A 16,482-nucleotide genomic window follows, 5' to 3' on the forward strand; every position below is an offset into this window, starting at 1 on the left:
ACCGCTACCAGTAACGCCATGGCAGCAGGGGTAAATATGGCTTGCTGAAAATGTTCTGCATCGACAATACCGGCTATTTTGCCTGATTGGTCAAACAGAGGCAAACACGCTTCAGCCTGCACCTTTGGATCGCAGGTATAATACTCACCGCCGGCGGCTAGATATTCAGGCACACTATTAATCACCCGGCCCTGCCCGGTTAAGCCCACAGTACTGTTATTGCTTATTTTGGCAAATTCGCTGTTCAGGGGAAACTCAGCTCGTGAGGCTGCGCCATAATACGCCAGTTTAACCAATACCGGCTCTCCAAGTGTATTGGCACGTGCCTGGTAAATACCAAACCAGTCCTGACCGCTATGCTGTTGATAGTAGCTGGCAATAGCACTAAGTTTACTCAGGGCATGCTGGTTCGCTGGCGTTTCGCCGCCCAAAATAGGCGCTAAGCGGTAAGGCTCTGCTGCCAGATGACCAAATAAACTGCACGCCCCCCCTTCGCCCAACTCGGGCACCAAAAACTGCCACTGAACCGGCCCCAGCGCCGTTTGCAGATAATCGGCGAGCGCTTCGCGCTGTTGTTCAATTTCAGCACTGATATCACCATATTCAGCCAATAAGCCACTTTGTTGTAAATACTCAAATGCGTGCATACTTTACCAGGCTATAGCCGTCCAGATTTCTAAAAGTTGCGCTATTTTAGCAGAAGCAATTAAAAAGCCAAGCCGGGCCGATAAAAACTTGCTGGCAGCCTTTTCGCTCGGTAAGCTGGCGTTAACCGCATATCAACTCTGAATTTCATGGCAAACGTTATGGCACAGAAAATCTCGCTTGACGACTGGCAGCAGCAACTTGGTCGGCGCGCCAGTAATACCGATAACACCAGTCAAAGTAACACCAGCCTGGTCTACAGCACAGAGAGCGGCAGTGTGGCCAAAACCAAACCTGTTGAACAATCTGGTACCGCTTATCCGGACGGTGCGGTGCGTCTGCGCCGGGAAAAAAAAGGCCGTGGTGGTAAAACCGTGTTAACTATAAGCGGCATCGCTAAGCCTTCAGCCGAACTGGCAGAAATTTGCGCCGGGTTAAAGAAAAAATGCGCCTGTGGTGGCGCCGTGAAAGACGGTATTATTGAAATCCAGGCCGATAAGCGGCAACTGATAGAACAACACTTAAGCCAACTAGGGTTTAATGTGAAATGGGCCGGCGGTTAAGCCAGGACAACTTTCAGCAGCATAAGTAACAGGAATTTCTATGCAACAATTGTCACCTGCCGATCTGCATATTTTATTGGTTGAGCCGTCTGATACCCAGCGCAAAATCATCAGCCGTCACTTGAAAATGGAACAAGTGCAACATATTAGCGAGGCAAACTCGGTTAGCAGCGCCTTTTTGCAGATCAGCGAACATCAACCCGATTTAATTGCCTGTGCCCTGCATTTTGCCGATGGCACGGCGCTGGATTTATTGCAGAAAATTAAACAGCAACCTGCGCTCTCAGAAATACCCTTTATGCTGGTATCCAGTGAAACCCGCAAAGCAACCCTGGAAGAATTTAAGCAATCCGGGGTGGTGGCTATTTTACCAAAACCTTTTACCACCGCGCATTTGGGTAAAGCACTAAATGCTGCCATTGATTTACTTAGCCCGAGCGAGCTGGAGCTCTCATTATTTGATGTGCATGATATTCGGGTATTAGTGGTAGACGACAGCCGACTGGCCCGCAATCATATTAAACGGGTACTGAGTAATTTAGGTATCCAGCACCTGACAGAAGCTGAAGATGGCCAGCAAGCCATTGAGATATTAAAGCAGCAGATGTTTGATTTAGTAGTCACCGACTACAACATGCCGGAAGTGAATGGCCGCGAGCTTACCCAGTATATTCGGGAAAACAGCCAGCAGTCTCACATTCCGGTATTAATGGTTACCAGCGAAGCCAATGATACTCACTTAAGTAATATTGCCCAGTCCGGTGTTAATGCCATGTGTGACAAACCTTTTGAACCGGAACTGGTGAAGGCGTTGCTGTTTAAATTACTCGAGCAATAATACTAAAGCACCCAGCCAAGCTGGGTGCTGTAACTGTTATTCTCTGTTGTAGTCTTTTCCAAATACCTTATTAAAAAAGCTGTCTGCTTTCCACAAAGGTCGCTGTAGGGTATTGGCAATATCCCGTGCAATATTAAAGTTAATATCGGCAAAAACTGCACCGGCATCATATCGAATTGGACCGTACTCTTTGCTTAAGCTGGCAATATCATCTGATGGTTTATGATAATGCTTAGCAAAAAAACTGCCCCAGATTTTACCACCATCCTGCTCTGGTTCTTTCGAGGTAAAGCCGGTCATCAGAAAAACAGCCGGTACGCCCTGCTTAACCAGCGTAAAATGATCCGAGCGGGTAAATATTGCCTGCTCTGGCATCGGATCTTCGCTTAAGGCAATGCCCTCTTTTGCAGCTGCCTGTGCAACCACCTGGCCCAGGGTTGAATGATTAGCGCCAAACGCAATTAAGTCAGCAAACGGGTACAACAATACCGGCATATCTAGGTTAACGTTAGCCACCAGACTGGCGATAGGTCTGGTTGGGTTATTGGCAAAATAATCGGCGCCCAGCAAGCCCTTCTCTTCTGCGGTTACTACCACAAATAAAATGGAGCGTTTTGGTTTAAGCGTCAGCTCGCTGAACATCCGCGCGGTTTCCAGCAGAATTGCCATGCCCGCAGCGTTGTCCATGGCACCATTATTTATTTTGTCTTCGCTTCTTAAGTCGTTGCTAAAGCCAATGTGGTCTGAGTGCGCAGTGATCACCACGTATTCGTCCCGTAGCACCGGATCGCTGCCTTCAAGCACACCGATAACATTAGGGCTGCTAATTTGCTGATGCGCACTGCTGGCACTTATACTGGCGATACTGCTTAACGCGAATCCTGCTGGATGCTTTTCGGCGTCCAGCATGCTGAAAATATCAGCCAGGCTTTGTTGCTCCTGCTCAAATAAGCTGGCGGCAGCTTCCGGGTGCAAATAAGCTCCTGCCTGCAACCTGTCATCAGCAGCACCTGGCTCTCCGGCTGCATTTAGCCAGGCCAGCCGTGGTGTGTTTAAATACAGCAAACTATTCGCGTAAGGCCGGGTTTTTTCCTGCTGTGGTGTGTGAATGGTAATAACCCCGATTGCACCGCGCTCTGCTGCCAGCTTTGCTTTAATACTGCCAAGATATGCCCGCTCTTCGCTTGGCAAAGCCGCAGGTAAACCGGCCAGTTGCACCACGATTTTGCCGCTGACATCCAGTCCGGCATAATCGTTCAAACCAAATTCTTCCGATACCAGACCGTAACTAACAAAAACCAGTGGTGCGCTAACCGCCACTTCAGTCCGATTTATTGAGGCACCACTGAAAAACTGCTGCGGATAACTCAGTTGCCAGGCCGTTTCACCGCGGCTAAAACTGAGTTTGACACTGTCCTGCTGTACCCGGGCGGAACGCAGCGGCACCTGCTGAAAATAACTGTTGTTATCCCCTGCCGGGGCCAAACCAAGTGCCTGAAACTGACTGGCAATATAGTTAGCGGCAATCTGGTGGCCGCGGCTGCCGGTGTCACGCCCCTCCAGCTCATCACTGGCTAAAAACTGCAAGTGAGCCTCTATTGCTGCCGGGCGGGCGCTTAGCTGTTGCTCAGACGACTCATTAGGGGCTGAGCAGGCGCACAATAGCAGCGTCAACGCGACACTGCTGCTTAATTTATACAACATGGATTCTCCAAAATAAAAGTCTCAAAGCAAAGTTGGCGCGTGTTCAAACAGGTTTGCCCACGTCGACACGCCGTAAACCCATCCATGGGGTCTCGTTTGCAAGCAGCGTCGTGCTGCTTGCCCTTTGGACAGCCCGTCCAGGGCTCCAACGATCGGCTTAGGGCAAACCTGTTCTCACTTTCTAAGTCAGCAGTACGGTTACGTACTTTCTTTTGACGTGATTTGTAACGTTTTAGCTCTTACTCAGCGCGGTTATAGCGCTGCTTAAACCGCTGATGCAGTTGCTTGTGATGGTTAGTTAAATCAACCGCGCGACCATCTATCCATAAATGCTCAATGCGATGACCACGGTAATCAAAAATATCACCGTCAGACACTACTAAACTGGCACTTTTGCCAACCTCAATACTGCCTAAACGATCAGATACTCCGGCGATCGCCGCGGCATCCAGTGTTAAGGACCGCAGCGCATCTTCACTACTAAGGCCATAGCGCGTAACATGCCCGGCGGCAAATACCAGATTGCGGGTATCCCAGAAGCCATCCAGCGATAAGGCGATCCGAACACCTGCCTCTCGCAACTTACCCGGTACTGAGAAAGCCTGATCGTATGCTTCATCTCCCCGGGTCGGTAAGCCATAAGGTGCCGTGTAAATCACATCTACTTTTGCTTTAGCCAGCTCACCCGCTAAACGCCAGCTATCGCGACCGCCGACAATTACCAGCCGAACCTGATACTTTTCTGCCAGCAGCATGGCCTGACGAATTTGCCGCGGGTCGTCTGCGTGGACAAACAGTGGCAGTTCACCGGCAAAAAATTCCAACATCGCATGCCAGCGTGAATCTTTGCCTTTGTTTAAGCCAGCTTGCTCAGCCAGATAATAGGCATGGGCTTGCTGAAAATACTGATGCAGCTCGGCCAATTGTTTTTGCTGCTTCTCACGTTGTTTTTCTGCACTGTCACGCACCCACCAGCCGTTTTGCACGCTCATTCGCGGCCAGTTTACATGCAGGCCGACATTGGCCTGTACGGTCGCATCCTGCCAGTTCCAGGCATCGAGCTGCATAAAGGCAGAGCGTCCGGTTAACATGGCACCATCAGCATAAATTAAACTGTGACTAAACCCATTGCTGCGGATCGTTGGGATCACCACCGAATCTGCGTTATAGGCTACCTGCACCTGCAGATCCGGATTGGTTGAACTGGTTTCACGATCGTCCCGGGTAGCACGCACCGCTTCGACTTCGATTAATCCTAACTGGTTAATCAGTGCAATTAATCCGGGGTATAGATGCTTACCGGTTAAATCAAGCTGTTGCGCATCCGCCGGCACCGCCAAATTAGTCCCTACAGCCGCAATTTTGCCCTCTACCACTAAAACGTCTTGCTTTACCGGTGCAGAACTTACGCTATGCACGGTCGCGTTTTGCAACAACAAAGGATGTTGTTGTTTATCACCAGGTACCGGATTTACCGCCGCTGCTGTTGTTGAGAGCAGTGCTGAGGTCAGTACCGTTGCCAGCATCACTATTTTGCTTAATGTTTTCATTGCTTATGCTACTCCCTAGTGCTGCAGATACTGATGGTTTTGAGTATGTGCATGGCTGGCATGATCAGCGTGCTGACCAAAACGCAGTTGCAACCAGTCGGCAGTGTCTTCACAGTGCCAGATTGGGTCGTCTTGTTTGTACGCATTCTCAACACCGTCACGGGCAGAATCACCTGCAGTCAGTACTTTTTGAATAAGTTGCTGTTTTTCAACAGCCTGGGCGGCACGTAACGCCATATCCTCATTCCGATCAAAATAACGGGCACCCGCAATCCAGGTTTGCTGCACCTGGGCATAAACAGACAGTGGATGGCCATCCCATAATACAAAATCAGCTTGTTTACCTTCTGCAAGTGAACCGACTTTGTCATCAATTCTCAGCTGTTTGGCCGGGTTAATGGTCACCATCTTCAGCGCTTCGTGCTCATCCATATCACAATACATGGTTGATTTAGCAGCTTCCTGATTTAGCCGGCGTAGCAGGCCCGGATCGTCAGAATTGACACTAACCAGCAAGCCCTGTTCATGCATCAGACAGGTATTGGTTGGAATAGCGTCGTTGACTTCCATTTTGAACCCCCACCAGTCGGCAAAGGTTGATACACTGGCACCATGTTTTTTCATCTCGCTGGCAACCTTGTAACCTTCCAGAATATGGGTAAAGGTTTGAATATTAAAACCCATTTCTTCAGCTACGTTAATTAACATCAGAATTTCTGAGGCAACATAAGAGTGGGTGTGAATATGACGTTTGCCTTCCAGAATTTCAACCAACGTGTCTAACTGGTAGTCACGCCGTGGCGAGAGCACGTTGCCTTGCTGCCGCTTAGACAGCTTGTTATACGCCTGCCAACTGGCCTGATACTCTTTTGCTGCCTGGAAGTTATCCCGAATAAAGGTTTCCACGCCAATCCGGCTTTGCGGATAACGGCTGGTAAACTCATCACCCCAGTTAGATTGCTTAACGTTTTCACCCAGGGCAAACTTAATACTGCCGGGGGCACCACTAAACTTCATGCCCTCTGCCGACTCACCCCAGCGCAGGCTGATAATCTGCGCCCGGCCACCAATCGGATTGGCACTGCCATGTAACAATTGCACCGCGGTCACCCCACCGGCCAGGCCACGATAAATATTAATATCATCGGCGTTAACCACATCACCAATATGCACTTCTGCGGTATTGGCATGACTGCCTTCATTTACCCCTTGCTCTGTGGCGATATGGGAATGCTCATCAATAATGCCTGGCGTCACGTGCAGCGCTTCGCCATCAATAACGGTATAGCCGCGTGGGGTACTCAGTTGCTGACCAATCTTGCTTATTTTGCCATCACGAATAATTAGATCGGTATTTTCTAACACCCCCTGCTCGGTCGCTGTCCACAAGGTGGCATTTTTGATATGCAGGTTTTGTGGTGTTGGCAAGCGCTCCCGGCCAAAGGCACGGTTAGGATACGTCAGCGTTGAGACCATCGGCGCCGGCGCTTTATCGGCTTTGCTATCAGCCGCGACTGCTGCTGTGCGCTCAGCCGCTACGGCCAGCTCAGTACCATCGGCTTGTTGCCAGCGGCCGGTTAATTCACTGCCACGCAAAATGCCACTAAACTGTGCTACTTCAGCTTTACCGGTCAGTTTTTGCAGCGCAGCGCTAAACTGCAGGTTCTGGCCTTGCACCACCAGATGTTTCAAGTCTACTTTGTCATCACCCAGCGTGATCTGACCTTTAAGTTCAGGGGCAAAACCGGTCAAACTTAACGTGAAATTATGGTCTTTCACACTAAGTAAATAATTACCGGCAAACTGTGGCGCGCTAAGTGGTACAAATTGCTGTAATTGTCCAGCAAGCCAGGTGGCCACGATTTCACCGTCATCGAACAAATCACCGCGGCTGACCACAATATCGGCCTGATAGCCGCTGGCGATCTTACCTAGTTGTTTTTCAAGCCCCAGCATGCTGGCAGGAACCGTTGTTAACGCAGCCAAGGCTTTTTGTTGGCTCAGGCCGTGTTTTACGGCTTTACGCAGGTTAGGTAAAAAATCTTCCTTTTTCTTTAAACCATGGCTGGTAAGAGCAAAGCGCACTCCGGCTTGCTCCAGCGCTGCAGCATTAGCAGGGGCACGCTCCCAGTGGCGTAAATCGGCCAGGCTGACATCAATATGTTGATCGGGCAAGCTAACTTCTGGCGCTTTCGGGAAATTCAGCGGTAGCACCAGCGCACGGCCACTGGCTTTTACTTCAGAGAGCCGATTATACTCGTGACCTGAACCTAAAATAGCCGCATTGCTAATGTTAAATTCAGCCAGAATTTTATCGGCTCTAAGCAACGCGCGCTCGTCACTCGTGTCAAACAGTACGCCCAGGTTGGCAGCTTTTGCCACATTGGCCAGGGCCGCATTGTATTCAACGCCGCCACTGATAAAACGAAAGTCCTGTTTGGTTTGCGCCGCCTGATACCAGTTTGCATCGGCAAATGTCTGGCGGATCAGGGCGATGCTGCCCATCAGCGATGACGGGTAGCTTTGGGTAGAGCTGCCTTTACTAAACGACATAAACTGCTGACTGTCCGCTTTTATTACCAGATCATTGGGTAAGCCAGATGCCAGCGAGGTTACAAAGCCAGTGCCCCGGAAAATGCCGTCATGGCGGGCACTTTGTACTGCGGTAAAGCCCTGCTTTAAAAACGCCTCTGCTGCAGCTGCGTCAGGCTTGAACTGGTCAACCCAGCGCTGCTGCGCATGAATTGCTGCATTAGCCGCATTGCCTCCAATTCGTTCGTTTTCATACACAGGTTTACCCCCGAAGCTGTAACCTTCGGCTTTCGGTGCGGCCGGCACACCATACTGCGTGTAGGGGTCAATAAAGCCCGCATATATATGATATCCGGCTAAATCGATGCTCTGATAGCCCTTTGGTACCTTGACATCGCGACTCACCGACTCAATTTTACCGTCGCGGATAAGCACCATGGCACCAGGCAGGGCGGCCCCTGGCTCAGTTACTACAGTGGCGTTGATCAACGCAATCAAATTCGGTGTCTTATCGCGAATACCGAGTTGCGGCGAAGTCTGATCGGCAATACTACCTGTGCTAAACGCACCAAGCAGAGCCATGCTGAACATGGACAAGCGGGTTGGTGTCATAGAAGTTTCCTGTTGTTATTTTAATACGATATTTATAATGTAATCAGGTATTAACAGTGAAATTAAGTTGGCTCAATTCCTGCTCAGCCAATGGCATGCTGTAATAGTAACCTTGTACTTCAAAGCAGCCGTTAGCCCGCAAAAATTCAACCTGTTGCAGTGTTTCAACCCCTTCCGCCACGACCCGCAAATTCATCTTCTGAGCCATGGCGATAATTGCCGCCACGATATCCATATCGTTGCGATCCTGAGGTATATCTTTGACGAAAGAGCGATCTATTTTCAGCTCATCAACCGGAAAACGTTTTAAATAACTGAGTGACGAGTAGCCTGTACCAAAATCGTCGATAGATAAAGAGACGCCGAGGCGTTTTAACTGATTTAACTGGTTAATAGCCGCATCGGTATCGCCCATCAGCATACTTTCGGTAATTTCAAAGATGACCGCCCGCGGTTTTACGCCGGTTCGTTTTAAAATACGCTCAACAATAAGTGGTAAATCCTGATCATTGAACTGACGCACCGATAAGTTAATCGACAAGGTCACGTCATAGCCGCGGCTTTGCTGGCGTGCCAGAAAACGACATGCCTCCCAGATTATCCACTCGCCTATTTGCACGATAAGGCCGGTACTTTCTGCTACCGGAATAAATTTAACCGGCGGCACCAGGGTATTGTCGGGACGCAGCCATCGGATCAGAGTTTCATAGCCGGTAATCACTTCGGTCCGGATATCCATCTTAGGCTGAAAATAGAGTAAGAACTGATTTTCACGGATCGCTTCACGCAGTTGATTTTCAATTTGCAGCCGTTCGTTGGCAGCATCATTCAGATCCTGACTGAAAAAGTGAAAGGTATTTTTACCACGGGCTTTCGCTTCATACATCGCCAAGTCAGCATGCTTTAGCAAGAGTTCTTCTTCTGAAGCATCTTCCGGTGCCACCGTGATGCCAATACTGGCGCTGATCGCCACGTCATGAGTACCTAACTTAACCGGTTCATGAAAGGCTTGTTGCAGATTAGCAGCAATAGTTGACGCCTGATGCCGATCTTTAATGCCACTTAAAATAACCGCAAATTCGTCACCGCCTAAGCGCGCTATGGTATCTTCTTCTCGTAAGCGCGAGGTTAACCGTCTGGCGACTTCTTTTAGCAACTCATCACCTGCATCATGGCCAAGAGTATCGTTGATCCGTTTAAACTCGTCTAAATCAAAATACAACAGGGCAAAGTTGTAATACCCTCTATGCGCCATAGCAATCGCTTTACGCAGCTGGTCCCGAAAATAACTGCGGTTTGCCAGGCCGGTTAAAATATCGTAATAGGCCAGATGTTCCATTTGTTTCTGGCTTTGCTTGATAAAGGAAATATCCTGCATGGCACAAACATAATTAAGCAAATTACCAATGTCGTCCCGAATAGGCGCGATTGCCAAAGACACCCAGAACTGTTTGGCTGGCAATTTCTGATGTTGCAGTAAAATATCGCCACGCCAATGCTGACGCTCATGTAATGTCTGGGTAATTTCGGTGCTAAGTTGTTCCATCTCATCTGCCAGCAACATGTTTAACGGCTGATTTACTACGCTGCGCTCATCACACCCCAGCAGTTCAGTAAGAAACGGATTAAGGTATTCGATACTCAGATGGGGATCGGTCAGCATAATTCCGGAGCTGGAAAATGATACGGCTTTACTTAGCTTACGGGCTGCCCGCTCGGCTTGCTCCTTTTCGGCAATCCGCTCATTTAACCCGGTTACCAACTGACTGATTTCAGCTGACATGCCGGTAAAGGCCCGGTTTAACACACCAATCTCATCTCTGTTATTATCCAGCGTATCCTGCGCCAGATCACCGCGGCTTAGTTTTACAACAGCCCCGGAGAGCCGGTTAAGCCGTTTTAACACAAACTGATAGCTGATAAGGTGCAAAAGAGCAGCTAATACGATGGCAACCGCAATAAATATGAAAGAGATGCGACCGCGAAATTGTTGTAACGTCGCCTTAATCTCCGTTTTATCCAGATAAACCGCAGCATGCCAATTAAGATGTTTCACCGGCGCTGCGGCAAATAAATAGCTACTCTCTGGATTAGTTATCCGCGATGCCGGTTGAACAACACGCGCAACAAGGGCGCGAAGCTCAGGATCTGCTACTACATCTCCCTGATAAACCATATTCGCGGAGCGTACGTTTTTATCGCTGATCGCAGGCAGCTCCTCAAAGGGATCCGGGGCGCGAATCGCTCTACCTTCAGCGTTAAAGAGTAAAACCTGAGTATGGCGATTCCAATAACCAATATTATTGGTATTGCGGGTCAATTCGCTCAGCGTTAAATCAGCCACACTCACCCCAATAAATTGCTCTTTGACATAAATGGGTATCAAAATACTCACCACCCAGTCCTGCCAGATCGGATGGTAATATACGGAGGTCCAGCGCGGTAACTTGGCAGGATTATGCTCAGGCGTTGCCTCAAGATAATACAAATCTGTATGCAGGTTATGTTCTGGCGTCAATGGTTGTAACATCGCCGCCGGTGCAACCCGGATAAACTGGTGTTTGCTGACAAAATAGAAGCGAGAGAACTCTTCCAACATAAAAGGTGCTAACTGCTGCCAGATAAGCTGACTGTGGCTGAATACGGCAGAGGCATCAGATTTCAGGTTAGCAGCGGGTATTGCCGCAGCGGAGAAACTGTCTTGCTGGCGAATAATGTTGTCACGACCGGCGCGCGGAATAGTGCCCGACGCACGGGCGTTATCTGTCAGGTAACGGCTGAGCACCTGACTGGCTAAGATGGCCGACTTTTCTTTATGATCCAGGCGAGCGTCTAACTGGCGCGCATAGTTTTTTGCTGTGCGCTGCACGGCAGCCTGCTGTTGTTCGAACAGGGCTTGCTCCTGCAACAAGACAACAGCGTACCCAAAAACCAGTCCTGCTACCAGAATGGCAAGAAACGCTACCACTGAGAACTTCAGGCCCAGTGAGTTCATCCCTGTTGGTTTTGTCGTGTTTACATCCTTCAATGGAGCGACCTTGCTATTGTTATAATAAATTCACTCTGGTACAACAGACTCTAGCTGATTACTTTTGCAAATACCTCAACATTATTGCACGCAAAACCAACAAAAGAGAACGAACAAATGAAAAAAGCCTTACTTGCTGGCCTTACTGCCCTTATCATATCCACACCATTAGCTGCTGCAACAGCATTTACCGATGCCAACGATGCAGTGAAATACCGTCAGGCTGCCTTTCAGCTGATTCGTCATAATATGGCCGATATCAATGAAATGATTAAAGGCGAAGTGACATACGACGCCGCTCGGGTTCAAAAGCGTGCTGACGCTCTGGTATTAGTCACCACCTTACCTTGGGAAGCCTTTCAGGTAAGCGGCACCGAACAAGGTGGTGGTGATGCCAAAGCCGACATCTGGCAGAATCTGGATGACTTTCTGGAGCGTGGCGAGAAGCTGGCAGCTGATGCCAACTTGCTGCAAAGCGCCGCGCAATCAGGTGATAAAAATGAAGTTCGCAAAGCTTTTGGGAACTTTGCCCGTAACTGCAAAGCCTGCCACGACAATTATAAAGAGTAATTTTATTGTTGCTGTGGCGCTGCTTCATAGTAGCGCCACTAACACCCGCCCCTGCCAGTAATACAATAACAGTAACAACACCAGCAACAACACAAAGAAGCTCCAACTGCTGCGCATGTTAGGTTGTCTGGCATCGTCATTGGTGGTGTTGCCGGTGAACAGGGTTTTAATGACATTATCGTAGCGCCAGCTGTGCCAGAGCGCAAAAAACACATGAAGTGTGGTCAGGATTAAAATAACGTCAATATTATACTGATGAACAGTCGATGCCAGGTCGACCCAATAGGCTGGCAATATTGCAACCAATGGGCCGTCACTCATATAACTGTTATCAAAGGTTGCCAGGCCACTGATCATTTGCAGCGTCAGTAATGCTAGCAAAGTGAAAATCATATAAGACGAGGCCGGGTTGTGGCCTACCACTGGTTTAGCATGCCGTAAATAGCGTATTGCTGCGCCAGGCGTCGCGGCAAACTTGCTAAACCTGGCAGTTTCACTACCCCATATTCCCCAGCCTATCCGGGCAATAATGAGTGATGCCAGGCTATAAGCAAATAACTGATGCAGTGCAATATACCCTTCATTGCCGCTGTACCACAGACCGGCAACCAGTAGCACCATAGCCCAGTGAAAAAACCGTACTGCGCTATCCCATACTTTTATTTTTTGCGCCATTCGGATCGCTCCTGCTATTCTAACCTTTTGATTTTATGATAACGGATCACGTTGATGAAAGGAATGAAATGGCTACTGCTTACCCTGGTGCTGGTAAGTATGGCAATAGTGCTGGCAGGCTACTTCTGGCTACGGCTGAGTTTACCCCAGTATCAGGGCGAGTATCATGCCGCAGTAGCTAATCCGGTAACACTGGACCGTGATGCGCTTGGTTACCTCACAGTCAGCGCCGCCGATCGGAATGATGCCGCGTACGGCATGGGTTTTGCTCATGCTCAGGAGCGTTTTTTTCAGATGGATCTGGCCAGGCGCAGTGCCGCAGGTAATTTAGCAGAATTATTTGGTAAACGGGCATTAGCCACCGACATCGAGCGGCGTCGACACCGTTTTGCCGAGCGGGCTACCGCCGCACTCGCCGCATTTTCAGCCGTCGATGTGCAACTTCTTAGCGCGTACAGCCGCGGGGTGAATGATGGCCTGGCTTCATTAACTACCGCGCCTTTCGAATACACCTTGCTGGGAAGCAAACCTGCCCCCTGGCAGGAAACTGACTCACTGCTGGTTATTTATAATATGTATCTGGAGCTGCAGGGGAAATTAGGTCGTGATGAGTATGCTATGACGATATTGCACGAGGCCATACCGGCAGACTGGTATCAGTTTTTACAACAGCATAGCAGTGATTGGCAAGCGGCTATTGATGGCTCAGAAGTTACAACTATCGCCCTACCTGACAGCCCGTATCCGGAAATATTACGGCGTACTGCAACGTGTAGCGCCTGCACGCCAAAAGACAGTGCCGATTTGGGTAGCAATAATATGGCAGTAATGGGCCGGCTAACGCGTCATGGTAACGCCATCGTGGCCAATGACATGCATTTAACCATAAGAGCGCCCGGCACCTGGTATAAAGTGCAATTAAACTGGCGCAATGACGGTAACTGGCAACAGGTAACAGGCTTAAGCCTGGCCGGGGCCCCCGCCATTGTGGTCGGCAGTAATGGTCATATCGCCTGGGGCTTTACCAACAGTACCGCAGACTGGCACGATTTAATTAAGTTGCAATTATCAGACGACGGCAAATCCTATTTAACTGCACAAGGCTGGCAGCCATTACAGCATTACTATCAAACCATTAGCATTAAAGATAACGAAGATTACCCGCTGCAATTGCAGGAAACGCAGTGGGGGCCGGTTATCACCTATGGTAAACAAACCTTTGCGCTGCGCTGGGTTGCCTATGATGACAGCGCGGTTAATTTTAATTTATTGCAATTGGAAAACAGCAAAAGTACCGAGCAGGCGCTGGCGCTTGGGCCAATAACGGGTATACCCACTCAGAATATGCTGGTTGCTGACAAAGCGGGTAATATTGGCTGGACACCGCTGGGGCCGCTACCTGCCCGAAAGCTAAGCGACTGGGACACTGCGCAGGACTGGAGTGATGGCAAACACAGCTGGTCAGCTAACCTCAGTGCTGAGCAGTACCCTAAAATAGTGAACCCGGAAGCGGGCGTATTGTGGACCGCGAACGCCCGCAGTGTCGGTGGCGATGCGTATAATTTGCTAGGCAATGGCGGCTATGACTTGGGTGCCCGCGGTCAGCAAATACGCAATAGTTTGCTTAGTCAGCGCCCGTTAGATGAACAGGCACTGCATAACATTCAACTGGATAACCGGGCGCTGTTTTTAAGTCGTTGGCAGCAATTGCTGCTTGATGTGCTAACCCCGGAAGTTACTGCTAACCACCAGCTGACAGAGTATCGTTTACTTCTGAGCCAAAGCAGCCGCTATGCCGCCCCTGATGATATCGGCTACACCCTGGTGCAGCAATTTCGTCAACAAACGATTGAGCTGCTGTTCCAACCACTATCAGCCCTGTTGGAGCAACACAGTAGCCGCAGTGCCTATTTAAAATACTCCCTAGAAACCCCTGCCTGGGCTATGCTACAGGCTCGTCGTGCCGACACCCTGCCAGCCGAATTCACTGACTGGTCGCAATTACTGCTTAAGGCCGTGCTTAACAGCAAGCAGCTACTGGAGCAACAGCATGGCAGTGTTCAGGCAAGTCGCTGGGGACTGCACAATCAGGCAAAAATTAACCATCCGTTAAGCAATGCCATTCCAGTGCTCGGTGACTGGCTCAACATGCCGGCTTCAGAATTTGCGGGCGATCGCCATATGCCTCGGGTCCAGTTGCCCTCGTTTGGTCAGTCACAACGCATGGTCGTCGCACCCGGCCAGGAACAAGATGGTATTCTTACCATCCCTTCAGGCCAGTCTGGACACCCGTTATCTCCTTTTTACCGGGCTGATCATCAGTACTGGCTGAATGAAGTCGCTTTGCCTTTTTTACCAGGCCCGAAAAAATATCAGTTAAGGTTAGTTCCTGATGCTTGACTTTAGCCATCCAGACGGATTACTGTACGACCATGAACGCATATAATCGGCCGCTCGGTTTTTTTAGCTTTACCACCCCATAGGGGAGGTAACTGGCCGTGCGTGCACAAATGGCAAGAAACCTCCCGACTGGGAGGTTTTTTTTTGCGTTTAAACGGTTACAGCTGCCGATAATACTTAATGTATGTTTTTAAAGGATGAATCATGGAACTTGACGATATTCGCCAGGCAATTAGCAATACTGATCAGCAATTATTGCAGTTGCTGGCGAAGCGACGCGAACTGGCGTTAAAAGTGGCTGAGGCAAAATTAAGCCAGAACAAACCCATTCGTGACCAGAAACGGGAGCAGACGTTGCTGCTGTCGTTGATCGCACAGGGCAAAGAATTAGGGATAGACGCCCAGTACGTGACCCGAATTTACCATGTGATTATTGAAGACTCAGTATTACAGCAACAAGCCAAAGTGCAAGGCCAGCTGAATGGCGAAAATGGTCCCAGCGTGCGGGTAGCTTTTTTAGGCGGGCAAGGTTCTTACAGTTACTGGGCCACGCAAAAGTACTTTACCCGCAGAGCAGAGCGAATTATCGAGCTTGGCTGCGACAGTTTCAATGAAATTGTCCAGGCAGTTGAAACCGGCCACGCCGACTATGCGCTGCTACCCATCGAAAATACTTCGTCAGGTTCAATTAACGAAGTATTCGACTTATTGCAGCATACCCGATTGTCTATCGTGGGTGAGTTAACCCACCCTATTGCTCACTGTTTACTTGGCATCGCAGGCGCCGAGCTTAGTAAGGTGCGTCAGGTATGTGCTCACCCTCAGGTCATTGCCCAGTGCAGCCAGTACTTGTTGGGGCTGTCTAATGTCAAAATTGATTATTGCGACAGTTCATCAGCAGCGTTCACTAAAGTAAAAGCGTTGCAGGACCCCACCGTTATTGCTATCGGCGGTGAAGAAGGTGGCCAGTTATATGGGCTTGAAGTGCTGGCCCGGGATCTGGCTAACCAGAAAGATAATGTCAGCCGCTTTATTGTGGTCGCCCGTAAACAGGTGGTGGTTGCTAAGGCGATACCGGCGAAAACAACGTTTATTATGTATACCGGTCAGCAACCCGGGGCACTGGTTGAAGCATTATTGGTGTTAAAACAACACGGTATCAGTATGGCCAAGCTGGAGTCGCGGCCGATTCCGGGCAACCCATGGGAAGAAATGTTCTACGTCGATGTGTTTGCCAACCTGGCAGATTACGCCATGACCCGCGCCCTGGAAGAGCTGAATAACATAACAAAGTTCGTCAAAGTATTAGGCTGCTATCCCAGTGAAGATATTGAACCAACCCAGGTTAGCAACAACCAACTGTAA

Annotated in this window: 11 protein-coding genes; 5 read left to right on the forward strand and 6 right to left on the reverse strand. The window is 49.5% G+C overall.

The features are described 5' to 3' along the window. Positions 1-647, reverse strand: a 647-nt coding sequence (locus ABY802_RS03675) for a GAF domain-containing protein (RefSeq protein WP_372625656.1), incomplete at its 3' end; no start/stop codon positions are given. Positions 648-806: 159 nt separating this feature from the next. Here ABY802_RS03675 and ABY802_RS03680 point away from each other — a divergent pair. Together ABY802_RS03680 and ABY802_RS03685 are read left to right on the forward strand one after the other, a co-directional pair. Beyond that, the gene (locus tag ABY802_RS03680; protein ID WP_372625657.1) at positions 807-1,208 is read left to right on the forward strand and encodes a translation initiation factor; all 402 of its coding nucleotides are present in this window, start codon (positions 807-809) and stop codon (positions 1,206-1,208) included. 40 nt (positions 1,209-1,248) lie between these two features. Continuing rightward, a complete protein-coding gene (locus ABY802_RS03685) occupies positions 1,249-2,046 on the forward strand; it encodes a response regulator (protein ID WP_372625658.1) in 798 nt (265 codons plus the stop codon). Positions 2,047-2,082: 36 nt separating this feature from the next. Here ABY802_RS03685 and ABY802_RS03690 read toward each other — a convergent pair whose 3' ends face one another. The 4 genes from ABY802_RS03690 to ABY802_RS03705 form a co-directional block, all read right to left on the reverse strand. Beyond that, on the reverse strand, positions 2,083-3,750 hold the full coding sequence (locus ABY802_RS03690; RefSeq protein ID WP_372625659.1) for a M28 family metallopeptidase: 1,668 nt from the start codon (positions 3,748-3,750) through the stop codon (positions 2,083-2,085). Between the two features lie 239 nt (positions 3,751-3,989). After that, a complete protein-coding gene (locus tag ABY802_RS03695) occupies positions 3,990-5,300 on the reverse strand; it encodes an amidohydrolase family protein (RefSeq protein WP_372625660.1) in 1,311 nt (436 codons plus the stop codon). Between the two features lie 15 nt (positions 5,301-5,315). Beyond that, the gene (locus ABY802_RS03700) at positions 5,316-8,444 is read right to left on the reverse strand and encodes an amidohydrolase family protein (RefSeq protein ID WP_372625661.1); all 3,129 of its coding nucleotides are present in this window, start codon (positions 8,442-8,444) and stop codon (positions 5,316-5,318) included. A gap of 43 nt (positions 8,445-8,487) precedes the next feature. Beyond that, positions 8,488-11,472 (reverse strand): EAL domain-containing protein, encoded by a 2,985-nt coding sequence (locus ABY802_RS03705; RefSeq protein ID WP_372625663.1) that lies wholly within the window; start codon positions 11,470-11,472, stop codon positions 8,488-8,490. Positions 11,473-11,589: 117 nt separating this feature from the next. Here ABY802_RS03705 and ABY802_RS03710 point away from each other — a divergent pair, with 117 nt between their 5' ends. Then, a complete protein-coding gene (locus ABY802_RS03710) occupies positions 11,590-12,042 on the forward strand; it encodes a cytochrome c (RefSeq protein WP_372625664.1) in 453 nt (150 codons plus the stop codon). A 24-nt stretch (positions 12,043-12,066) separates the two neighbouring features. Here the strand turns inward: ABY802_RS03710 and ABY802_RS03715 are convergent, their stop codons facing one another. Next, entirely contained in the window at positions 12,067-12,717 is a 651-nt protein-coding gene (locus ABY802_RS03715) for a cytochrome b/b6 domain-containing protein (RefSeq protein WP_372625665.1), read from the reverse strand. A gap of 54 nt (positions 12,718-12,771) precedes the next feature. Between ABY802_RS03715 and ABY802_RS03720 the strand changes: the two genes are divergently transcribed. Further along, the gene (locus ABY802_RS03720; protein WP_372625666.1) at positions 12,772-15,117 is read left to right on the forward strand and encodes a penicillin acylase family protein; all 2,346 of its coding nucleotides are present in this window, start codon (positions 12,772-12,774) and stop codon (positions 15,115-15,117) included. 204 nt (positions 15,118-15,321) lie between these two features. Continuing rightward, positions 15,322-16,482, forward strand: coding sequence for a chorismate mutase (locus ABY802_RS03725; RefSeq protein WP_372625667.1), 1,161 nt, complete (start codon positions 15,322-15,324; stop codon positions 16,480-16,482).

The sequence above is a fragment of the Arsukibacterium sp. genome, from assembly GCF_041616895.1.
Lineage (GTDB): Bacteria > Pseudomonadota > Gammaproteobacteria > Enterobacterales > Alteromonadaceae > Alishewanella.